Annotated in this window: 14 protein-coding genes; 8 read left to right on the top strand and 6 right to left on the bottom strand. The window is 71.8% G+C overall.

Annotated features, from left to right (window positions below; all coding sequences use genetic code 11):
- Positions 1-146 precede the first annotated feature (146 nt).
- The 6 genes from EIM48_RS09385 (at position 147) to EIM48_RS09360 (ending at position 9,492) form a co-directional block, all read left to right on the top strand.
- Positions 147-1,787 carry a M48 family metalloprotease gene (locus tag EIM48_RS09385; RefSeq protein WP_050992233.1) on the top strand — a complete coding sequence of 547 codons (1,641 nt, stop codon included), beginning with the start codon at positions 147-149 and terminating at the stop codon, positions 1,785-1,787.
- A 75-nt stretch (positions 1,788-1,862) separates the two neighbouring features.
- Entirely contained in the window at positions 1,863-2,552 is a 690-nt protein-coding gene (gene phoB / locus EIM48_RS09380; RefSeq protein ID WP_125111526.1) for a phosphate regulon transcriptional regulator PhoB, read from the top strand.
- Between the two features lie 90 nt (positions 2,553-2,642).
- Positions 2,643-3,974, top strand: a complete 1,332-nt coding sequence (phoR, locus tag EIM48_RS09375) for a phosphate regulon sensor histidine kinase PhoR (RefSeq protein ID WP_125111574.1) — start codon at positions 2,643-2,645, stop codon at positions 3,972-3,974.
- Complete coding sequence (gene ppk1 / locus EIM48_RS09370; RefSeq protein ID WP_233581668.1) at positions 3,971-6,100, top strand: polyphosphate kinase 1; 2,130 nt, start codon at positions 3,971-3,973, stop codon at positions 6,098-6,100. Before phoR ends, ppk1 begins: the two co-directional genes overlap by 4 nt.
- Before the next feature lie 46 nt (positions 6,101-6,146).
- A complete protein-coding gene (ppx, locus tag EIM48_RS09365) occupies positions 6,147-7,673 on the top strand; it encodes an exopolyphosphatase (RefSeq protein WP_125111525.1) in 1,527 nt (508 codons plus the stop codon).
- Between the two features lie 337 nt (positions 7,674-8,010).
- Positions 8,011-9,492 carry a VWA domain-containing protein gene (locus tag EIM48_RS09360; RefSeq protein ID WP_233581667.1) on the top strand — a complete coding sequence of 494 codons (1,482 nt, stop codon included), beginning with the start codon at positions 8,011-8,013 and terminating at the stop codon, positions 9,490-9,492.
- A gap of 189 nt (positions 9,493-9,681) precedes the next feature.
- Here EIM48_RS09360 and EIM48_RS09355 read toward each other — a convergent pair whose 3' ends face one another.
- The 3 genes from EIM48_RS09355 to EIM48_RS09345 are packed head-to-tail and all read right to left on the bottom strand — an operon-like array spanning position 9,682 to position 11,715.
- The gene (locus EIM48_RS09355) at positions 9,682-10,626 is read right to left on the bottom strand and encodes an aspartate carbamoyltransferase catalytic subunit (RefSeq protein WP_125111524.1); all 945 of its coding nucleotides are present in this window, start codon (positions 10,624-10,626) and stop codon (positions 9,682-9,684) included.
- Between the two features lie 59 nt (positions 10,627-10,685).
- The gene (ruvX, locus tag EIM48_RS09350; protein ID WP_125111523.1) at positions 10,686-11,156 is read right to left on the bottom strand and encodes a Holliday junction resolvase RuvX; all 471 of its coding nucleotides are present in this window, start codon (positions 11,154-11,156) and stop codon (positions 10,686-10,688) included.
- A complete protein-coding gene (locus tag EIM48_RS09345; protein WP_028914832.1) occupies positions 11,149-11,715 on the bottom strand; it encodes a YqgE/AlgH family protein in 567 nt (188 codons plus the stop codon). The genes ruvX and EIM48_RS09345 overlap by 8 nt, the downstream gene beginning before the upstream one ends.
- Before the next feature lie 80 nt (positions 11,716-11,795).
- Here EIM48_RS09345 and EIM48_RS09340 point away from each other — a divergent pair, with 80 nt between their 5' ends.
- The gene (locus EIM48_RS09340) at positions 11,796-12,341 is read left to right on the top strand and encodes a DNA-3-methyladenine glycosylase I (RefSeq protein WP_125111522.1); all 546 of its coding nucleotides are present in this window, start codon (positions 11,796-11,798) and stop codon (positions 12,339-12,341) included.
- Positions 12,342-12,384: 43 nt separating this feature from the next.
- A complete protein-coding gene (locus EIM48_RS09335) occupies positions 12,385-13,254 on the top strand; it encodes a DUF72 domain-containing protein (protein WP_125111521.1) in 870 nt (289 codons plus the stop codon).
- Positions 13,255-13,257: 3 nt separating this feature from the next.
- Here the strand turns inward: EIM48_RS09335 and EIM48_RS09330 are convergent, their stop codons facing one another.
- From EIM48_RS09330 to EIM48_RS09320, 3 genes are all read right to left on the bottom strand, one after another.
- On the bottom strand, positions 13,258-13,932 hold the full coding sequence (locus EIM48_RS09330; RefSeq protein ID WP_026010725.1) for a YitT family protein: 675 nt from the start codon (positions 13,930-13,932) through the stop codon (positions 13,258-13,260).
- Between the two features lie 215 nt (positions 13,933-14,147).
- The gene (locus tag EIM48_RS09325) at positions 14,148-15,278 is read right to left on the bottom strand and encodes a PilT/PilU family type 4a pilus ATPase (protein WP_026010724.1); all 1,131 of its coding nucleotides are present in this window, start codon (positions 15,276-15,278) and stop codon (positions 14,148-14,150) included.
- Positions 15,279-15,423: 145 nt separating this feature from the next.
- Positions 15,424-16,461, bottom strand: coding sequence for a type IV pilus twitching motility protein PilT (locus tag EIM48_RS09320; RefSeq protein WP_019399613.1), 1,038 nt, complete (start codon positions 16,459-16,461; stop codon positions 15,424-15,426).
- Positions 16,462-16,559: the final 98 nt, after the last annotated feature.

Here is a 16,559-nt window from a genome sequence, read left to right as displayed (position 1 = left end):
GATCGCGCGCGTAACGCTCCGTCCCGCCACCGGATTAACTTTGGATTCACCCGTCGGCCCGGCGCGCGCGCAATGCTGGGCCGAACCACGGAGTAACGCGCTTGCCCGCTCCCCGCCCCCTCGCCGCCGCCCTGCTGCTGACGCTGATGCTGGCCCCGGCCGGGCCGGCTCCGGCGCAGGACAGCCTGCGCCTGCCGGACATCGGGTCCTCGGCCGGCGAACTGCTCACCCCCGCCAGGCAGGAGGAGTACGGCGGGATGATGCTGCGCGAGCTGCGCAACTACGGCTACCTGCTGGACGACCCGCTGATCGACGACTGGCTGCAGGCGCTGGGCGACCGCCTGGGCGCCTACAGCGACCGGCCCGAACAGCGCTACACGCTGTTCATGCTGCGCGACCGCCAGATCAACGCCTTCGCTACCCTCGGCGGCTACATCGGTGTCAATGCCGGCCTGGTACTGACCGCCGAGCGCGAGGACGAGGTGGCGGCGGTGCTGGCGCACGAGATGGCCCACGTCACCCAGCAGCACGTGCTGCGCGGGGTCGAGCGCGCCCAGCGCGACCAGATCCCGATCCTGCTGGGCATGCTGGCGGCGGTGGTCGCGGCCCAGGCCGCCGGCGGCTCGTCCTCCGGCGACGCCTCGCAGGCGGCCATCATCAGCGCCATGGGCCTGATGCAGCAGAACCAGATCAACTACACCCGCGCCAACGAGCACGAGGCCGACCGCCTCGGCATCCGCGCCCTGGCCCGCAGCGGCTACGACGTGGACGCGATGGCCGACTTCTTCGCGCGCATGTCGTTCGCCACCCGCGGCAACTCCGGCGGCTACAGCGTGCCCGAGTACCTGCGCACCCACCCGGTCAACACCACCCGCATCGCCGAGGCCAAGCAGCGCGCCGACCAGATGCGCGGGCGCAGCGTCACCGCCACCACCACCGTGGGCGAGGTGGACGGGGAAACCGTCTCGCGGGTGGAGCGGGTGGTCGCCGAGCCCCCGGCGCAGCCGCAGTTGCCGCCGCTGCTGGCCGGGCGCGGCAATCCCCTGCTCCCGGCCGGGCTGGAACTGGCCTCGCTGGGCGGCAGCGCGCGGCCCTCCGGGGCCACCGGCCACTTCGAGTGGGCGCGCGAGCGCCTGCGCGCGCTCAGCGCCACCACCACCGACGCGGCGGTGCGCGAGTACGAGGCCCTGCGCCGCGCCAGCCCCTCCGGGCTGAGCCCGGCGCAGCGCTATGGCCTGGCCGTGGTGCGCCTGTCCAGCGAACCGGCGGCGGTGGCGGGCGAGCTGCGCCAGCTGTTGGAGGAGGACCCGCAGAACCTGTGGGTGGCCCTGGCCCTGGCCGAGGCCGAGGCGCAGGCCGGGCGCACGGCCGAAGCCAATGCCCGCCTGGACCAGCTGCTGCAGCGCCACCCTGGCCACCGCGCGGTGGTGCTGACCTATGCCAGGGTGCTGGTCGCCCAGGGCAACGAAGCCGCCGGCAAGCGTGCCCAGGAAGTGCTGCGGCCACTGCTGGCGCGCTCCGGCAACGACCCGGTGTTCCAGCGCACCTTCGCCCGTGCCTGCGAGCTGGCCGGCGACAGCGCGCGCGCCGGCGAGGCTTATGCCGAGGCCGCCTTCCTCAACGGGCGGCCGGAGCAGGCGCTGATCCAGCTGGAGACGCTGAAGAAGCGCGGCGACCTGGACTACGTGGCGCGCGCGCGGATCGACGCGCGGATCGCCGCGATCACCCCCACGGTGCTGGAACTGCGCCGCCAGGGCGTGCGCGATCCGGACATGCAGCGGCGTTGAACGCCGCCGCCGGCCGTTGTCATGGAACTGTCATGCAACGGTAGTCTAATGACTGGCGATACCGGAGGAGCCGGCGTGCAGAAGCAGATCCTCATCGTCGACGACGAACCCGCAATCCGCGACATGGTGGCGTTCGCCCTGCGCAAGGGCGAATACGTGCCGGTGCATGCGGGCGACGCGCGCGAGGCCCAGGCCGCGATCGCCGACCGCGTTCCCGACATGATCCTGCTGGACTGGATGCTGCCCGGCACCAGCGGCCTGGAACTGGCCCGGCGCTGGCGCCGCGAGGCGCTGACCCGCGAGGTCCCGATCATCATGCTCACCGCCCGCGGCGAGGAGAACGACCGGGTCGGCGGCCTGGAGGCCGGGGTGGACGACTACGTGGTCAAGCCGTTCTCCTCGCGCGAGCTGCTGGCGCGGGTGCGGGCGGTGCTGCGGCGCGCGCGCGAGGACGACGAGGACGGCAGCGTCTCGGCCGGCGTCCTGCGCATCGACGGCGCGGCCCACCGCGTGTTCGCCGGCGAAGCCCCGGTGCCGATCGGCCCCACCGAGTACCGCCTGCTGCACTTCTTCATGACCCACCCGGACCGGGTGTACAGCCGTGCCCAGCTGCTGGACCACGTCTGGGGCGGCAGCGTGTACGTGGAGGAACGCACGATCGACGTGCATATCCGCCGCCTGCGGCGGACCCTGGAGCCGTTCGGGGTCGATGGCATGGTGCAGACGGTGCGCGGCGCCGGCTACCGCTTCTCGGCCGCGGCCTGAGGCCGGGGCGGCCGCCCGAAGAAAGGAATGGAGTCCCGTCCCCGTCCCCCGCGCACCCCCGACCGCGACGAGCGGCCGGTGCCCGTGCGCATGCCGCCGCACCTGCGCTCGGCCTGGTGGCGCACGCTCTCGGCGCTGTTCCTGCTGCTGGCGGCGGCCACCCTGGTGGGCATCGCCATCGACCAGGTCGGTGCGGTGCTGGCCGCGGCCGCCATCGGCGTGCTGGCCTGGCACTACTGGCGCCTGCGCCGGGTGCTGCTGGGCCTGACCGCCCGGCGCCGCTGGGAACCGGCCCGCGGCCACGGCGCCTGGAACGCGCTTGACCGCCTGCTGCACCGCAGCCAGTCGGAGATGCGGACGCGCAAGCGCCGCCTGCTGGACATGCTGCGCGCCTACCGCGCCGCGGCCGCCGCGCTCCCGGACGCAGTGGTGGTGGTGGACCGCAACACCCAGCGCATCCTCTGGTTCAACCGCGCCGCCACCGACCTGCTGGGCCTGCAGCATCCGCGCGACGTGGGCGCCCCGGTGGCCGAACGCCTGCAGCCGCTGCCGATGGCGCAGTGGATGGCATCGGGCCGCAACGCCGAGCCGATCCTCGACGCCCCCGCCCCGGCCGACGAGCGCCTGCGCCTGACCCTGCGCCTGATCCCCTATTCGGAGGACTACTGGCTGCTGGTGGCGCGCGACGTCAGCAAGCTGCTGCACCTAGAGCAGATGCGGCGGGACTTCGTCGCCAACGTCTCGCACGAGCTGCGCACGCCGCTGACCGTGGTCCACGGGTACCTGGACATGCTCGACGGCGAGGAAATGCCCGAGTGGGCACCGATGTTGGCGGAGATGCAAAAGCAGTCGCAGCGCATGACCCAGCTGGTGGAGGACCTGCTGACCCTCTCCCGCCTGGAGTCGCGCGAGAGCCTGCCGGAAGAAACGGTGGCGATGGCGCCGGTGCTGGCGACCCTCAGGCGCGAGGCCGAGGCCTTCAGCCAGGGCCGCCACGTGATCGAGGTCCGCGACCTCGCCGGCTGCGACCTGCTGGGCTCCACCCGCGAGCTGCACAGCGCCTTCTCCAACCTGGTCACCAACGCGGTGCGCTATACGCCCAGCGGCGGGACCATCACCATCGAGTTCTCCCGCAGCGCCGACGGCGGCGTGGTGCTGGCGGTACACGACACCGGCTACGGCATCCCCGCCGAGCACATCCCGCGGCTGACCGAACGCTTCTACCGCGTGTCCAGCAGCCGCTCGCGCGAGAGCGGCGGCACCGGGCTGGGCCTTTCCATCGTCAAGCACGTGCTGGGCCTGCACCAGGCCCGGCTGTCGATCGACAGCAACGTGGGCCAGGGCAGCACCTTCGCCTGCCACTTCGGCCCCGAACGCGTCCGTCCGAGGCATGATCAGCAGCTGCAGGGGGTGCTGCCATGAACCGTCCGACCACCGACACGCGCACAGGCACCGAGGCACCGCAGCTGGTGCCCCTGCCCACCGGCCACGAGCCGGCCGACCCGCTGCGCGACCCGGCGCTGTACCTCAACCGCGAGCTTTCCCAGCTGGACTTCAACTTCCGGGTGCTGGCCCAGGCCCTGGACCCGCAGGTGCCGCTGCTGGAACGGCTGCGCTTCCTCTGCATCTCCTGCACCAACCTCGACGAGTTCTTCGAGATCCGCACCGCCACCGTGCGCCACGCCGCACAGCTCGGCCTGCCGCCGGCGTCCGACGGGATGGCCCCGGCGCAGCTGCTGGAATCGATCCATGCGCGCGCCACCGAGCTGGTCGAGGCCCAGTACCGCTGCTGGAACCAGGTGCTGCGCCCGGCGCTGGCCGAGGCCGGCGTGCGCATCCTGCCGCGCCAGGCCTGGAGCCCGCGCCAGCGCCGCTGGCTGCGCGCCTACTTCCGCAACAAGGTCATGCCGGTGCTGTCGCCGCTGGGGCTGGATCCGTCGCACCCGTTCCCGCGCATCCTCAACAAGTCGCTCAACGTCGTCGTGATGCTCGAGGGCATGGATGCGTTCGGGCGACCGGGACACCTGGCGATCGTGCGCGCGCCGCGCTCGCTCAACCGCATCGTCGAGCTGCCGCGCCAGCTGCGCGGCAGAGACGAGCAGGCCTTCGTGCTGCTGTCCTCGATGCTCGCCGCCTTCGTCGACGAGCTGTTCCCCGGCATGACGGTCAAGGGCGCATACCAGTTCCGCGTCACCCGCAACTCGGAGCTGGTGGTCGACGAGGACGAGGTCGACAACCTCGCCTCGGCCCTGCGCACCGAACTGGCCGGCCGAGGCTACCGCCCGGCGGTGCGGCTGGAGATCGCCCACGACTGCCCGCGCCCGATCGTGCGCTCCCTGCTGCAGAACTTCGAGCTGCCGGAGAACGCGGTCTACTACATCGACGGCCCGGTCAACCTCAACCGCGTCATCCAGGTCCACGAGCTGGTCCAGCGCCCCGAACTGAAGTACCCCGCGTTCACCCCGCGCAACCGCTTCGAGGAAGGCAGCGTGTTCGAGGCGGTGGCGCGCGGCGACGTGCTGCTGCACCACCCGTTCGACTCCTTCAGCGCCGTGCTGGAGCTGCTCAAGCAGGCCGCGGTCGATCCGGACGTGCTGGCGATCAAGCAGACCCTGTACCGTACCGGCAAGGACTCGGCGATCGTCGACGCGCTGGTACAGGCCGCGCGCAACGGCAAGGACGTCACCGTCGTGGTGGAGCTGCGCGCGCGCTTCGACGAGGACGCCAACCTCGGCGTGGCCGACCGCCTGCAGGAAGCTGGCGTGCAGGTGGTGTACGGCGTGGTCGGCTACAAGACCCACGCCAAGATGCTGCTGATCGTGCGCCGCGAGGGCCGGCGCCTGCGCCGCTACGTGCACCTGGGCACCGGCAACTACCACAGCGGCACCGCGCGCAGCTACACCGACCTGGGCCTGATCACCGCCGACCCGGAGATCGGCAACGACGTGCACCTGCTGTTCCAGCAGCTGTCCGGGCTGGCGCCGTCGATCCGCCTGCGGCGCCTGTTGCAATCGCCGTTCACCCTGCACCAGGGGCTGCTGAGCCGGATCGCGCGCGAGGCGCAGCTGGCCGCCTCCGGGCGCCCCGGGCGGATCGTGGCCAAGATGAACGCGCTCAACGAGCCGCAGGTGGTGCGCGCGCTGTACCAGGCCTCGCAGGCCGGGGTGCAGATCGACCTGATCGTGCGCGGCGCCTGCACCCTGCGCCCGGGCGTGCCGGGCGTGTCCGACAACATCCGCGTGCGCTCGATCGTCGGCCGCTTCCTCGAGCACAGCCGGGTGTACTGGTTCGGCAACGACGGCCGCCCGGAGATGTACTGCGCCAGCGCCGACTGGCTGGAGCGCAACCTGCTGCGGCGGGTGGAGATCTGCTTCCCGATCCTGGACCCGGCGCTGGCCGAGCGGATCGAGCGCGAGGTGCTGCAGAACTGCCTGGCCGACAACCTCAATGCTTGGGAGCTGGGCCCGGACGGCACGTACCGCAAATGCGTGCCCGCCGAGGGCGAGGCGCCGCACTCGGCGCAGCAGGCGCTGCTGGACGCGCTCTAGCCTCCCCGGTTACGGGCCGCGGGACGGCATCCGCTAAGATTCGCCGATGCCCCATTCCTCCCAATCCCGCCCGCAGGTCCAGGATGGCGATGCGCTGGCCGCGATCGATCTTGGTTCCAACAGTTTCCACATGGTGCTCGCCCGCTATTCGCTGGGCGAGCTGCGGGTGATCGACCGCCTGCGCGAGACCGTGCGCATGGCCGACGGCCTGGACGCCGACGGCGGCCTGGCACCGCAGTCGCGCGCGCGCGCGCTGGACTGCCTGGCCCGCTTCGGCCAGCGCCTGCGCGGGGTGGAGCGGCTGCACGTGCGCGCGCTGGCCACCAACACCGTGCGCCGGCTGCGCGATCCGCAGCCGTTCCTGGCCGAGGCAGAGGCCACCCTGGGCTTCCCGGTGGAAGTGGTGTCCGGCCGCGAGGAGGCGCGCCTGATCTACCTGGGCGTGGCCCACGCCCAGCCGCCCAAGCCCGGCCAGCAGCGGCTAGTGATCGACATCGGCGGCGGCTCGACCGAGTTCATCATCGGCCGCGGCTTCGAGCCGATCGAGCGCGAAAGCCGGCAGGCAGGCTGCATCGCATCGACCCGCCGTTTCTTTCCCGGCGGCAAGCTGTCGAAGAAGCGCTGGAAGGAAGCACTGGCGGTCATCACCGGCGAGTTCCGCCAGTTCGCCAGCCTTTACCGCGCGCGCGGCTGGGACGAGGCGCTGGGGTCGTCCGGCACGCACAAGTCGATCAGCGAGATCTGCGTGGCGATGGGCCTGACCAAGGGCGCAATTACCGCGCAGGCCTTGCCCCAGGTGCGCGAACGCCTGCTGCAGGCGCGCAGCATCGACGAGATCGACCTGCCCGGCCTGTCGTCCGAGCGCCGGCCGATCATCGCCGGCGGCATCCTGGTGCTGGAGGCGGCCTTCCAGTCGCTGGGCCTGGAAAAGCTGCTGGTCAGCAAGGCCGCCATGCGCGAGGGCATCCTCTACGACATGCTCGGCCGCGGCGGCGAGAACGATCCGCGCGACATCTCGGTGCAGGCGCTGATCCAGCGCTACGGCATCGACCAGGAACAGGCCGGGCGCGTGCGGGACACGGCCCTGCAGCTGTTCGGCCTGGTGGCCGAGGCCTGGGCCCTGGACGAGGACGACGCGCGCATGCTCGGCTGGGCCGCCAGCGTGCACGAACTGGGCATGGCGATCGCACACACCCAGTACCACCTGCACGGCGCGTACATCCTCGAGCATTCGGACATCTCCGGCTTCTCCCGCCAGGAGCAGCAGGTGCTGGCGGCGCTGGTGCGCACCCACCGCCGCGGCGTCCCGAAGTCGGCCTTCGACGCCCTGCCCGACCGCCTGCTGCTGTCTGCGCGGCGCAAGGCGGCACTGCTGCGCCTGGCGGTGCTGCTGCACCGCTCCCACGAGAGCGACGAACTGCCACCGCTGCAGCTGGAGGCGGGCCCGGCGTCGCTGCGCCTCGTCCTGCCCCAGGCCTGGGTCGAGGACCGGGCGCTGCTGCGTGCCGACCTGGCCGACGAGAAGAAGGGCATGGCGGGCCTGGGCATCGAGTTCGAGCACGCGCTGGCCTGAACGCCGGCGCGGCGGCCCGGCACCCGCCGGGAACCCGTACAACCCCATCGGGGGCGCGCCGTCCGTTTGCATGTCCGGACCCACCCGAGATCCGCCCATGCCCGCACCATCCGCGATCCGCAAGACCTCCGCCTGCGCAGCCCTCCTGGCCGTCCTGCTCGCAGCCTGCACCACTCCGTCCAAATCCCCGCCTGCGGCCGCCGAGGCGGAGGCACGCACCCAGGCCATGCAGGCCGCGCGGGCCGCGGCCGAACGGTCGCGCGCCAGGGAGGCCGCGACCAGGCACCCGGCCCCGCCCTTCGCCCCTGCACCGGTAGCGTCGCTGGCCCATGCGCCCATGCCCATGCCGATGCCGCAGCGCCCGCTGCCGCGGCCGGCGGAAAACACCGAGCATTACGACACCCGCGAGGACAACCCGGTGCGCCGCACCCGCGAAGCCCCGGTGTCCACCTTCTCGATCGACGTGGACACCGGCAGCTATGCCAACGTCCGCCGCATGCTGCGCGATGGCTACCGCCCGCCGGCCGACGCGGTGCGGGTGGAGGAAATGCTCAACTACTTCGACTACGGCCACCCCGCCCCGGCCTCGCGCGAGGTGCCGTTCCGGGTGACCACCGAGCTGGCGCCGGCGCCGTGGAACCCGCGGCGGCAGCTGCTGATGGTCGGGATCAAGGGCTACGACGTGGACAAGCGCGAGCTGCCGCCGGCCAACCTGGTGCTGCTGGTCGACACCTCCGGCTCGATGGACTACCCGGACAGGCTGCCGCTGCTCAAGCGCGCCTTCGCCCAGCTGGTGCCGCAGCTGCGCGCGCAGGACCGGGTCTCGATCGTGGCCTACGCCGGCACCGCCGGCCTGGTCCTGCCGCCCACGCCCGGCGACCGCCACGGCGAGATCCTGGCCGCGCTGGAAGGGCTGCGCGCCTACGGCAGCACCAACGGCGACGAAGGCCTGCGCATGGCCTACGCGATGGCGCGCCAGGCCTACATCGAGGGCGGGGTGAACCGGATCCTGCTGGCCACCGACGGCGACTTCAACGCCGGCATCACCGACCGCGGCGCGCTGCTGACCCTGGTCGCCGACCAGCGCCGCGCCGGCATCGCCCTGTCCACGCTCGGCTTCGGCATGGGCAACTACAACGACGCCATGGCCGAGCGCCTGGCCGATGCAGGCGACGGCCAGCACGCCTACATCGACACCCTGGAGGAAGCCCGGCGGGTGCTGGTGCAGCAGATGCAGGCCACCCTGCTGACCATCGCCAGGGACGTGAAGGTGCAGGTCGAGTTCAACCCGGCGGTGGTCGCCGAGTACCGCCTGGTGGGCTACGAGAACCGGCTGTTGCGCGAGGAGGACTTCGCCAACGACCGGGTGGACGCCGGCGACATCGGCGCCGGCCACGAGGTGACCGCGATGTACGAGCTGACCCTGGTCGGTTCCGGCGCCGAGCGGCTGCCGCCGCTGCGCTACGCCGATCCGGTCCCGGCCGCGGCCGCCGCCTCCGCCGAACTGGCCCACCTGCGCCTGCGCTACAAGCTGCCCGGGCAGGACGAGAGCCGGCTGCTCGAGACCCCAGTGCTGCGCTCGGCGCTGCGGGCGCAGGCGAGCGAGTCCCTGCGCTTCGCCGCCGCGGTGGCCGGCTATGCCGACCTGCTGCGCGGCGGCCGCTACGTGGACCAGTGGACCTGGGACGACATCGCCGCCACCGCGCGCGGCGCGCTGGGCGAGGACCGCTTCGGCCTGCGCCACGAGTTCCTGCGCCTGGTCGATGTGGCGCGCGACGTCACCACGCCGCAAACCGGCAACGGCGGCTCCGCGGAATAAAGCGCCGGCACGCCCCTCTCCCGCCGGAGAGGGGCCCGACGCGCCGCCCGGGCAAGGCCCGCAGGCCGCGTCCGGGAAGCCGCCGGCCATGCAAGCACGCAGGATCCAGCGGCACGGTGTCCCGTTCCGGATGCGCTTGGCTATCCGGCGAACGCGGGCCCGTCACCCTCCCATCGGGAGGAATACCCGTCAGCCCAGCAGGTGCTCCAGTACCGCCATGCGCACGGCCACGCCGTTGCCGACCTGGCGCAGCACCCAGGACTGCGGGCCGTCGGCCACCTCGTCGGTGATCTCCACGCCGCGGTTGATCGGGCCCGGGTGCAGCACCGCCGCGTCCGGCGCGGCGCGGCGCAGGCGCTGCGCGGTCAGGCCGTACCGGGCGCGGTACTGGTCCAGCGAGGGCACCAGGCCTTCCTCCATGCGCTCGCGCTGCAGGCGCAACATCATCACCGCGTCGACACCCTCGAGCATCGCGTCGAAGTCCTCGCCCACGATGCAGCCGGAGGTGACCTCGGCTTCCGGCAGCAGCGCCGCCGGGCCGCAGACGCGGATCTCGCCCGCGCCCAGGGTGCGCAGCGCGTGCAGGTCCGAGCGGGCCACGCGCGAATGCTTCACGTCGCCGACGATCAGCACCTTCAGCCTGGAGAAGTCGCTGCCCTTGGCCTGGCGCAGGGTCAGCATGTCCAGCAGGCCCTGGGTCGGGTGGGCGTTGCGGCCGTCGCCGGCGTTGACCACCGCGGTGCCCTCGCCGGCGGCGTCGGCCAGGGCCTGCACCGCGCCGTCGTCGGGGTGGCGCACGACGAAGCCGCGCACGCCCATCGCCTCCAGGTTGCGCAGGGTGTCGCGCGCGGTCTCGCCCTTGCGGGTGGACGAGGTGGATGCGTCGAAGTTGAGCACGTCCGCGCCCAGCCGCTGCGCCGCCAGCTGGAACGAGCTGCGGGTGCGGGTCGAGGGCTCGAAGAACAGGGTGCACACCGCGGTGCCGGCCAGCACCGCGCGCTTGCCGACCCGGCCCACGGCCGCGTCGCGGATCTGGCCGGCGCGGTCCAGCAGCTGCAGCAGGGTCGAGCGCGGCAGTCCTTCCAGGGTCAGCAGGTGGCGCAGGCGTCCTTCGGAATCGAGTTGGGGCGTCATCGGTCGTGGTCCTGTGGGGCCGGCTGCGCCGGCGGCGTGCGACATGGGAAAGGGTGCGGCTACGGCGGGGAGGCTTCCCCGGGGGCGGCCAGCCAGCGTTCGACGATCACCGCGGCGGCCTCGGCGTCCAGGGCCTCGGCGTCGCGCCGGCGGCGGGCGCCGGCGGCGCGGGCCCGGGCGAAGCGGTGCGCAGCCTCGACCGAACTGGAGCGCTCGTCGACCATCGCCACCGGCAGCCCCCAACGCTGGCGCAGGGCATGGGCAAAGGCACGGGCGCGGCGCCGCGCCGGCTGGTCCTGGCCGTCCAGGGTCAGCGGATCGCCGACGACCAGGCCGCCCGGTCCCCACTGGCGGCGCAGCCGGTCCAGCGCGGCCCAGTCCGGGCCGGAGGCGTGCACGTCGACCACCGCCACCGCGCGCGCGCCGCCGAAGGCGCTGCCCACGGCCACGCCGATCCGGCGCGAACCGACGTCGAACCCGAGCACGATGGCGTCGGGCGGTGGCAACGCGGGCACGCTCGCCTCAGGCATGCCCGCTGTAGCCGGCCAGCCGGAACAGGTCCACGCCGATGCGGTGGGCGGCGGTCTGCCAGCGGCTGTCCAGTGGGAGGCCGAACAGCAGTTCCTTGTCCGCCGGCACGGTCAGCCAGGTGTTCTCGGCCAGCTCGTGCTCCAGCTGGCCGGCGCCCCAGCCGGCGCAGCCGAGGGCGAGCACGGCGTTGGCCGGGCCTTCGCCGGCGGCCATCGCCTCCAGCACGTCGCGCGAGGTGGTCAGGTACAGGCCTTCGCCGACCTTGAGGCTGGAGTCCCAGCCGCGGTCGCCGTCGTGGATCACGAACCCGCGCTCCTGGTGCACCGGCCCGCCGTGCAGCACCGGGCGGGCACACAGCGCGGCGTCGGCGCTGTCGATGCCCATCTGCGCCAGGACCTGGCCCAGGGTGTACTCGGAGGGCCGGTTGACCACCACGCCCATGGCCCCGTCGTCGTCGTGCTGGCAGACCAGCGCGACGGTGCGGGAGAAGTTCGGGTCGGCCAGCGCGGGCAGCGCGACCAGCAGGTGGTTGGCCAGGTTGTCTTGGGGGGCGGACATGCGCCCATTCTAGCCGCCGGCGCGCATCCGCCGGCGCTTCCCTGCCACAATCGGCGGCATCGACAGGAGGTTCCCCGCCCATGTCCGGCTACTGCGACTTCGCCCGCGGCCATCCCCTGCACGGCCCCTACCACGACCACGAGTACGGCGTGCCGCAACGCGCGGAGGCGGTGCTGTTCGAGCGCCTGCTGCTGGAGATCAACCAGGCCGGACTGAGCTGGGAGACCATGCTGCGCAAGCGCGAGGGCTTCCGCCGCGCCTACGACGGCTTCGACGTGGAAAAGGTCGCCGCCTACGGCGCGGCCGACCGGGCCCGCCTGCTGGCCGATCCGGGCATCGTGCGCAACCGGCTCAAGATCGGGGCGGCGATCCACAACGCCGGGGTGATCCTGCGCATGCGCGACAGCCACGGTGGCTTCGCCGCCTGGCTGGACGCCCACCATCCGCTGGACAAGGCCGGCTGGGTGAAGCTGTTCAAGCGCACCTTCCGCTTCACCGGCGGCGAGATCACCGGTTCGTTCCTGGTCTCGCTGGGCTACCTGCCCGGCGCCCACCGCCCGGACTGCCCCGCACACCAGCGCCTGCTGGCGACCCAGGTCCCGCCCTGGATGGCGGCCGCCGGCTGAGCCTTCACCCGGCCGTGCCGACGGCGCGGGCGATGATCGGCCCATGGCCATCCGCATCGGCATTTCCGGCTGGCGCTACAAGCCCTGGCGTGGCGTGTTCTACCCGGCCGGACTGCCGCAGCGGCGGGAACTGGAATACGCCGCGCGCAGCTTCGCCAGCGTCGAGCTCAACGGCTCGTTCTATTCGCTGCAATCGCCGGAAAGCTGGGCGGCGTGGGCCGAGCAGGTACCGCGCGACTTCGTGTTCGCGGTGAAGGGCCCGCGCTACGTGACCCACATGCTGCGCCTGCGCGGGGCGGAGACGGCATTGGCGAACTTCTTCGCCTCCGGGGTGCTGCAGCTGGGCCGCCACCTCGGGCCATTGCTGTGGCAGCTGCCGCCGTCCATGGCCTACGACCGCCAGGTGCTGGATGCCTTCCTCGGCCTGCTGCCACGCGATACCAGGGCCGCTTTGGCCCTGGCCCGCCGCCACGAACCGGCGCGTATGCGCGGCCGCACTGCCCTCCCGGCCGGCCCGAACCGGCGCCTGCGCCATGCCCTGGAGATCCGCCACGACAGCTTCGACGACCCGGGCTTCGTGCGCCTGCTGCGGCGCCACCGGGTCGCGCTGGTGGTCTCGGACACGCCCGGCCGCTTTCCCTACGCGGAGGACGTCACCGCCGGCTTCATGTACCTGCGCCTGCACGGCGACACCGAGCTGTACCGCAGCGGCTACGGCGACGCGGCGCTGGATCGCTGGGCCGCGCGCCTCCGGCGCTGGGCCGACGGCGGCGAGCCACGGGACGCGCGCCGCTTCCTGGACGCGCCCGCGCCGGCGGCGAAGCGGCGCGACGTGTACTGCTACTTCGACAACGATGCCAAGGTCCATGCCCCGTTCGACGCCCAGGCGCTGTACGCGCGCCTGGCGCGCTGAGGCCTACACGCCCATGTAGCGGTTGGGCCGGTGGTTGAACGTCAGCACCAGGCTCAGCACCACCGCACCCAGCGCCGAGTACGCGACCTTGGCCGGAGACAGTACCGCCAGCGCCACCGCCATCAGCACCGCGTCGAACGCCAGCTGCACCTTGCCCGCGCTCCAGCCGCGCTCGCGCTGCAGGTACACGGCCAGGATGCCGAGGCCGCCGAGGCTGGCGCGGTGGCGGATGAAGAACAGGATGCCGAGCCCGCACAGCGCCCCGCCAACCAGCGCCGAGAACCAGGTATCCACGTGGGCGTAGCGGATCCAGCGCGGCAGCAGGTCGGTCAGCAGGCCGGTGGCGCCGACCGCGACGAAGGTCTTGAGGGTGAACTCCCAGCCCATGCGCCGCACCGCGATCCAGTAGAACGGCAGGTTGGAGAGCACGAACACCAGGCCGAAGTTCCAGCCCAGCGCGTAGTGCAGCAGCAGGGAGACCCCGGCCATGCCGCCGATCATCACCCCGCCCTGCGCGAACAATGACATGCCCAGCGCCGCCACCAGGCTGGCCAGGACCATGCCCTGCACGTCCTCGGCCACGCTGTGGTGGAAGGCCTTGTCGTCGGCGGGGGTGCCCGCCGAGTCGGGCGGCGGGGTCAGCGGGCCGGCGGTGACCACCGCCCCGTCGTCGGGCAGCGCGTCCTGGCCGGGCCGGAGGTCGGAATCGGGGAAGCTCACGGGAAGAGCGCCGCGTGGGGGGCGCGTATTAGACACCAGGGCCGCGCAGGTTTCATCTGAAACCTGATGCCCGGCCGGGCGTGGGGCCGGGCCGGGGGGCTGGCTTCACTACAGCAGCAGCCCGCGCCGGGCCCATGCCGGCCGGCCGCCCGCGGCCGCCGGAAGCGCCCGCCTCAGCGCACCTCGGCGATCTCCACGCCGTCCAGGCCCTGGGACAGGGTGCGGGCGTCGCCGCCCTGGGAGAGCTTGATGCGCAGGCGCACCTCGTTCTGCGAGTCGGCGTAGCGCAGGGCGTCCTCGTAGGAGATCTCGCCGGCCTGGTACAGCTCGAACAGGCTCTGGTCGAAGGTCTTCATGCCCAGGTTGGTCGATTCCTTCATGACCTCCTTGAGCTTGTGGATCTCGCCTTCGCGGATGTAGTCCTGGACCAGCGGCGTGCCCAGCAGGATCTCCATCGCCACCCGGCGGCCCTTGCCGTCCGGGGTCGGGATCAGCTGCTGCGCGACCACCGCCTTGAGGTTCAGCGACAGGTCCATCAGCAGCTGGTTGCGCCGGTCCTCGGGGAAGAAGTTGATGATGCGGTCCATCGCCTGGTTGGCGTTGTTCGCGTGCAGCGTGCACAGCACCAGGTGGCCGGTCTCGGCGAAGGCGATGGCGTGGTCCATGCCCTCGCGGGTGCGCACCTCGCCGATCATGATCACGTCCGGCGCCTGGCGCAGGGTGTTCTTCAGCGCGGCCTCCCAGCTGTCGGTGTCGATGCCGACCTCGCGCTGGGTGACGATGCAGCCCTCGTGCTTGTGCACGAACTCGATCGGGTCCTCGATGGTGATGATGTGCCCGGTCGAGTTCTGGTTGCGGTAGCCGATCATCGCCGCCAGCGAGGTCGACTTGCCGGTGCCGGTGGCGCCGACGAAGATGATGATGCCGCGCTTGGTCATCGCCAAGGTCTTGATGATCGGCGGCAGGTTCAGCTCCTCCACCGTCGGGATCCGGGTCTCGATCCGGCGCAGCACCATGCCCACCTGGTTGCGCTGGTAGAAGCAGGAGACGCGGAAGCGGCCGACGCCGGCCACGCCGATGGCGAAGTTGCACTCGTGGGTCTTCTCGAACTCCTCGCGCTGCGCCGGGGTCATCACGTTGAGGACCATGTCGCGGCTCTGCTGCGGGGTCAGCGGCGTCTGCGTGATCGGCGTGATCTTGCCGTGCACCTTCATCGCCGGCGGCATGCCCGCGGTGATGAACAGGTCCGACGCCTTCTGGTGCGCCATCAGCTTGAGGAACGAGGTGAAATCCATGGTGCTCATCGATGGCTCCTGCGGAGCCGGGATTCGTGATTGGTGATTGGTGGTTCGAAAAAGCGCGGCTGCGCCCCAACTCACCGATCCCGCGTCACGACCCCCGGCCTTGTCGAATCACGAATTACAAATCGCCAATCGCGCGCCTTTCCGGTCACTCGAACAGCCGCTTGTCCTTGGCGTACTCGCGCGCCTGCTGGCGGGTGACCAGGCCCCGCTTGACCAGGTCCTGCAGGTGCTGGTCGAGGGTCATCATTCCGTACTGCTGGCCGGTCTGGATCGCCGAGTACATCTGCGCGACCTTGTCCTCGCGGATCAGGTTGCGGATGGCCGGGGTGCCGACCATGATCTCCCAGGCCGCGGTGCGGCCGCCGCCGACCTTCTTCAGCAGCGCCTGCGAGATCACCGCGCGCAGCGACTCGGACAGCATCGAACGCACCATCGGCTTCTCGCCGGCGGGGAACACGTCGATGATGCGGTCGATGGTCTTGGCCGCCGAGCTGGTGTGCAGGGTGCCGAACACCAGGTGGCCGGTCTCCGCGGCGGTCAGCGCCAGGCGGATGGTCTCCAGGTCGCGCATTTCGCCGACCAGGATGTAGTCCGGGTCCTCGCGCAGCGCCGAGCGCAGGGCCTCGTTGAAGCCGTGGGTGTCGCGGTGCACCTCGCGCTGGTTGATCAGGCACTTCTGCGAGGTGTGGACGAACTCGATCGGATCCTCGACGGTGAGGATGTGCCCGTACTCGTTCTTGTTGATGTGGTCGATCATCGCCGCCAGCGTGGTCGACTTGCCCGAGCCGGTCGGGCCGGTGACCAGGATCAGGCCCTGCGGCTGGTTGATCAGCTGGCGGAACACCGGCGGGCAGCCCAGGTCCTCCAGGGTCAGGACCTCGGAGGGAATGGTGCGGAACACCGCGCCGGCGCCGCGGTTCTGGTTGAACGCGTTGACGCGGAAGCGGGCCAGCGACGGGATCTCGAACGAGAAGTCGACCTCGAGGAACTCCTCGTAGTCCCGGCGCTGCTTGTCCGACATGATGTCGTACACCAGCGCGTGGACCTGCTTGTGGTCCAGGGCGGGAATGTTGATCCGGCGGACGTCGCCATCCACGCGGATCATCGGCGGCAGGCCGGCGGACAGGTGCAGGTCCGAAGCCTTGTTCTTGACCGAGAAGGCCAGCAGTTCGGCGATATCCATTGCGTGAGTTTTCCCCAGAATTCCCCGGCCGCCCGGCCCCTTGGCGGGCTGGCGTGCGATGTCCCCTTGGCGGCAGTATAGCGCCCCATTCCCCCCTG

The organism is Pseudoxanthomonas sp. SGNA-20, from assembly GCF_003931635.1.
Lineage (GTDB): Bacteria > Pseudomonadota > Gammaproteobacteria > Xanthomonadales > Xanthomonadaceae > Pseudoxanthomonas.
Note: the sequence above shows the minus strand (reverse complement) of the source record. Positions and strands in the feature narration are given on the sequence as shown.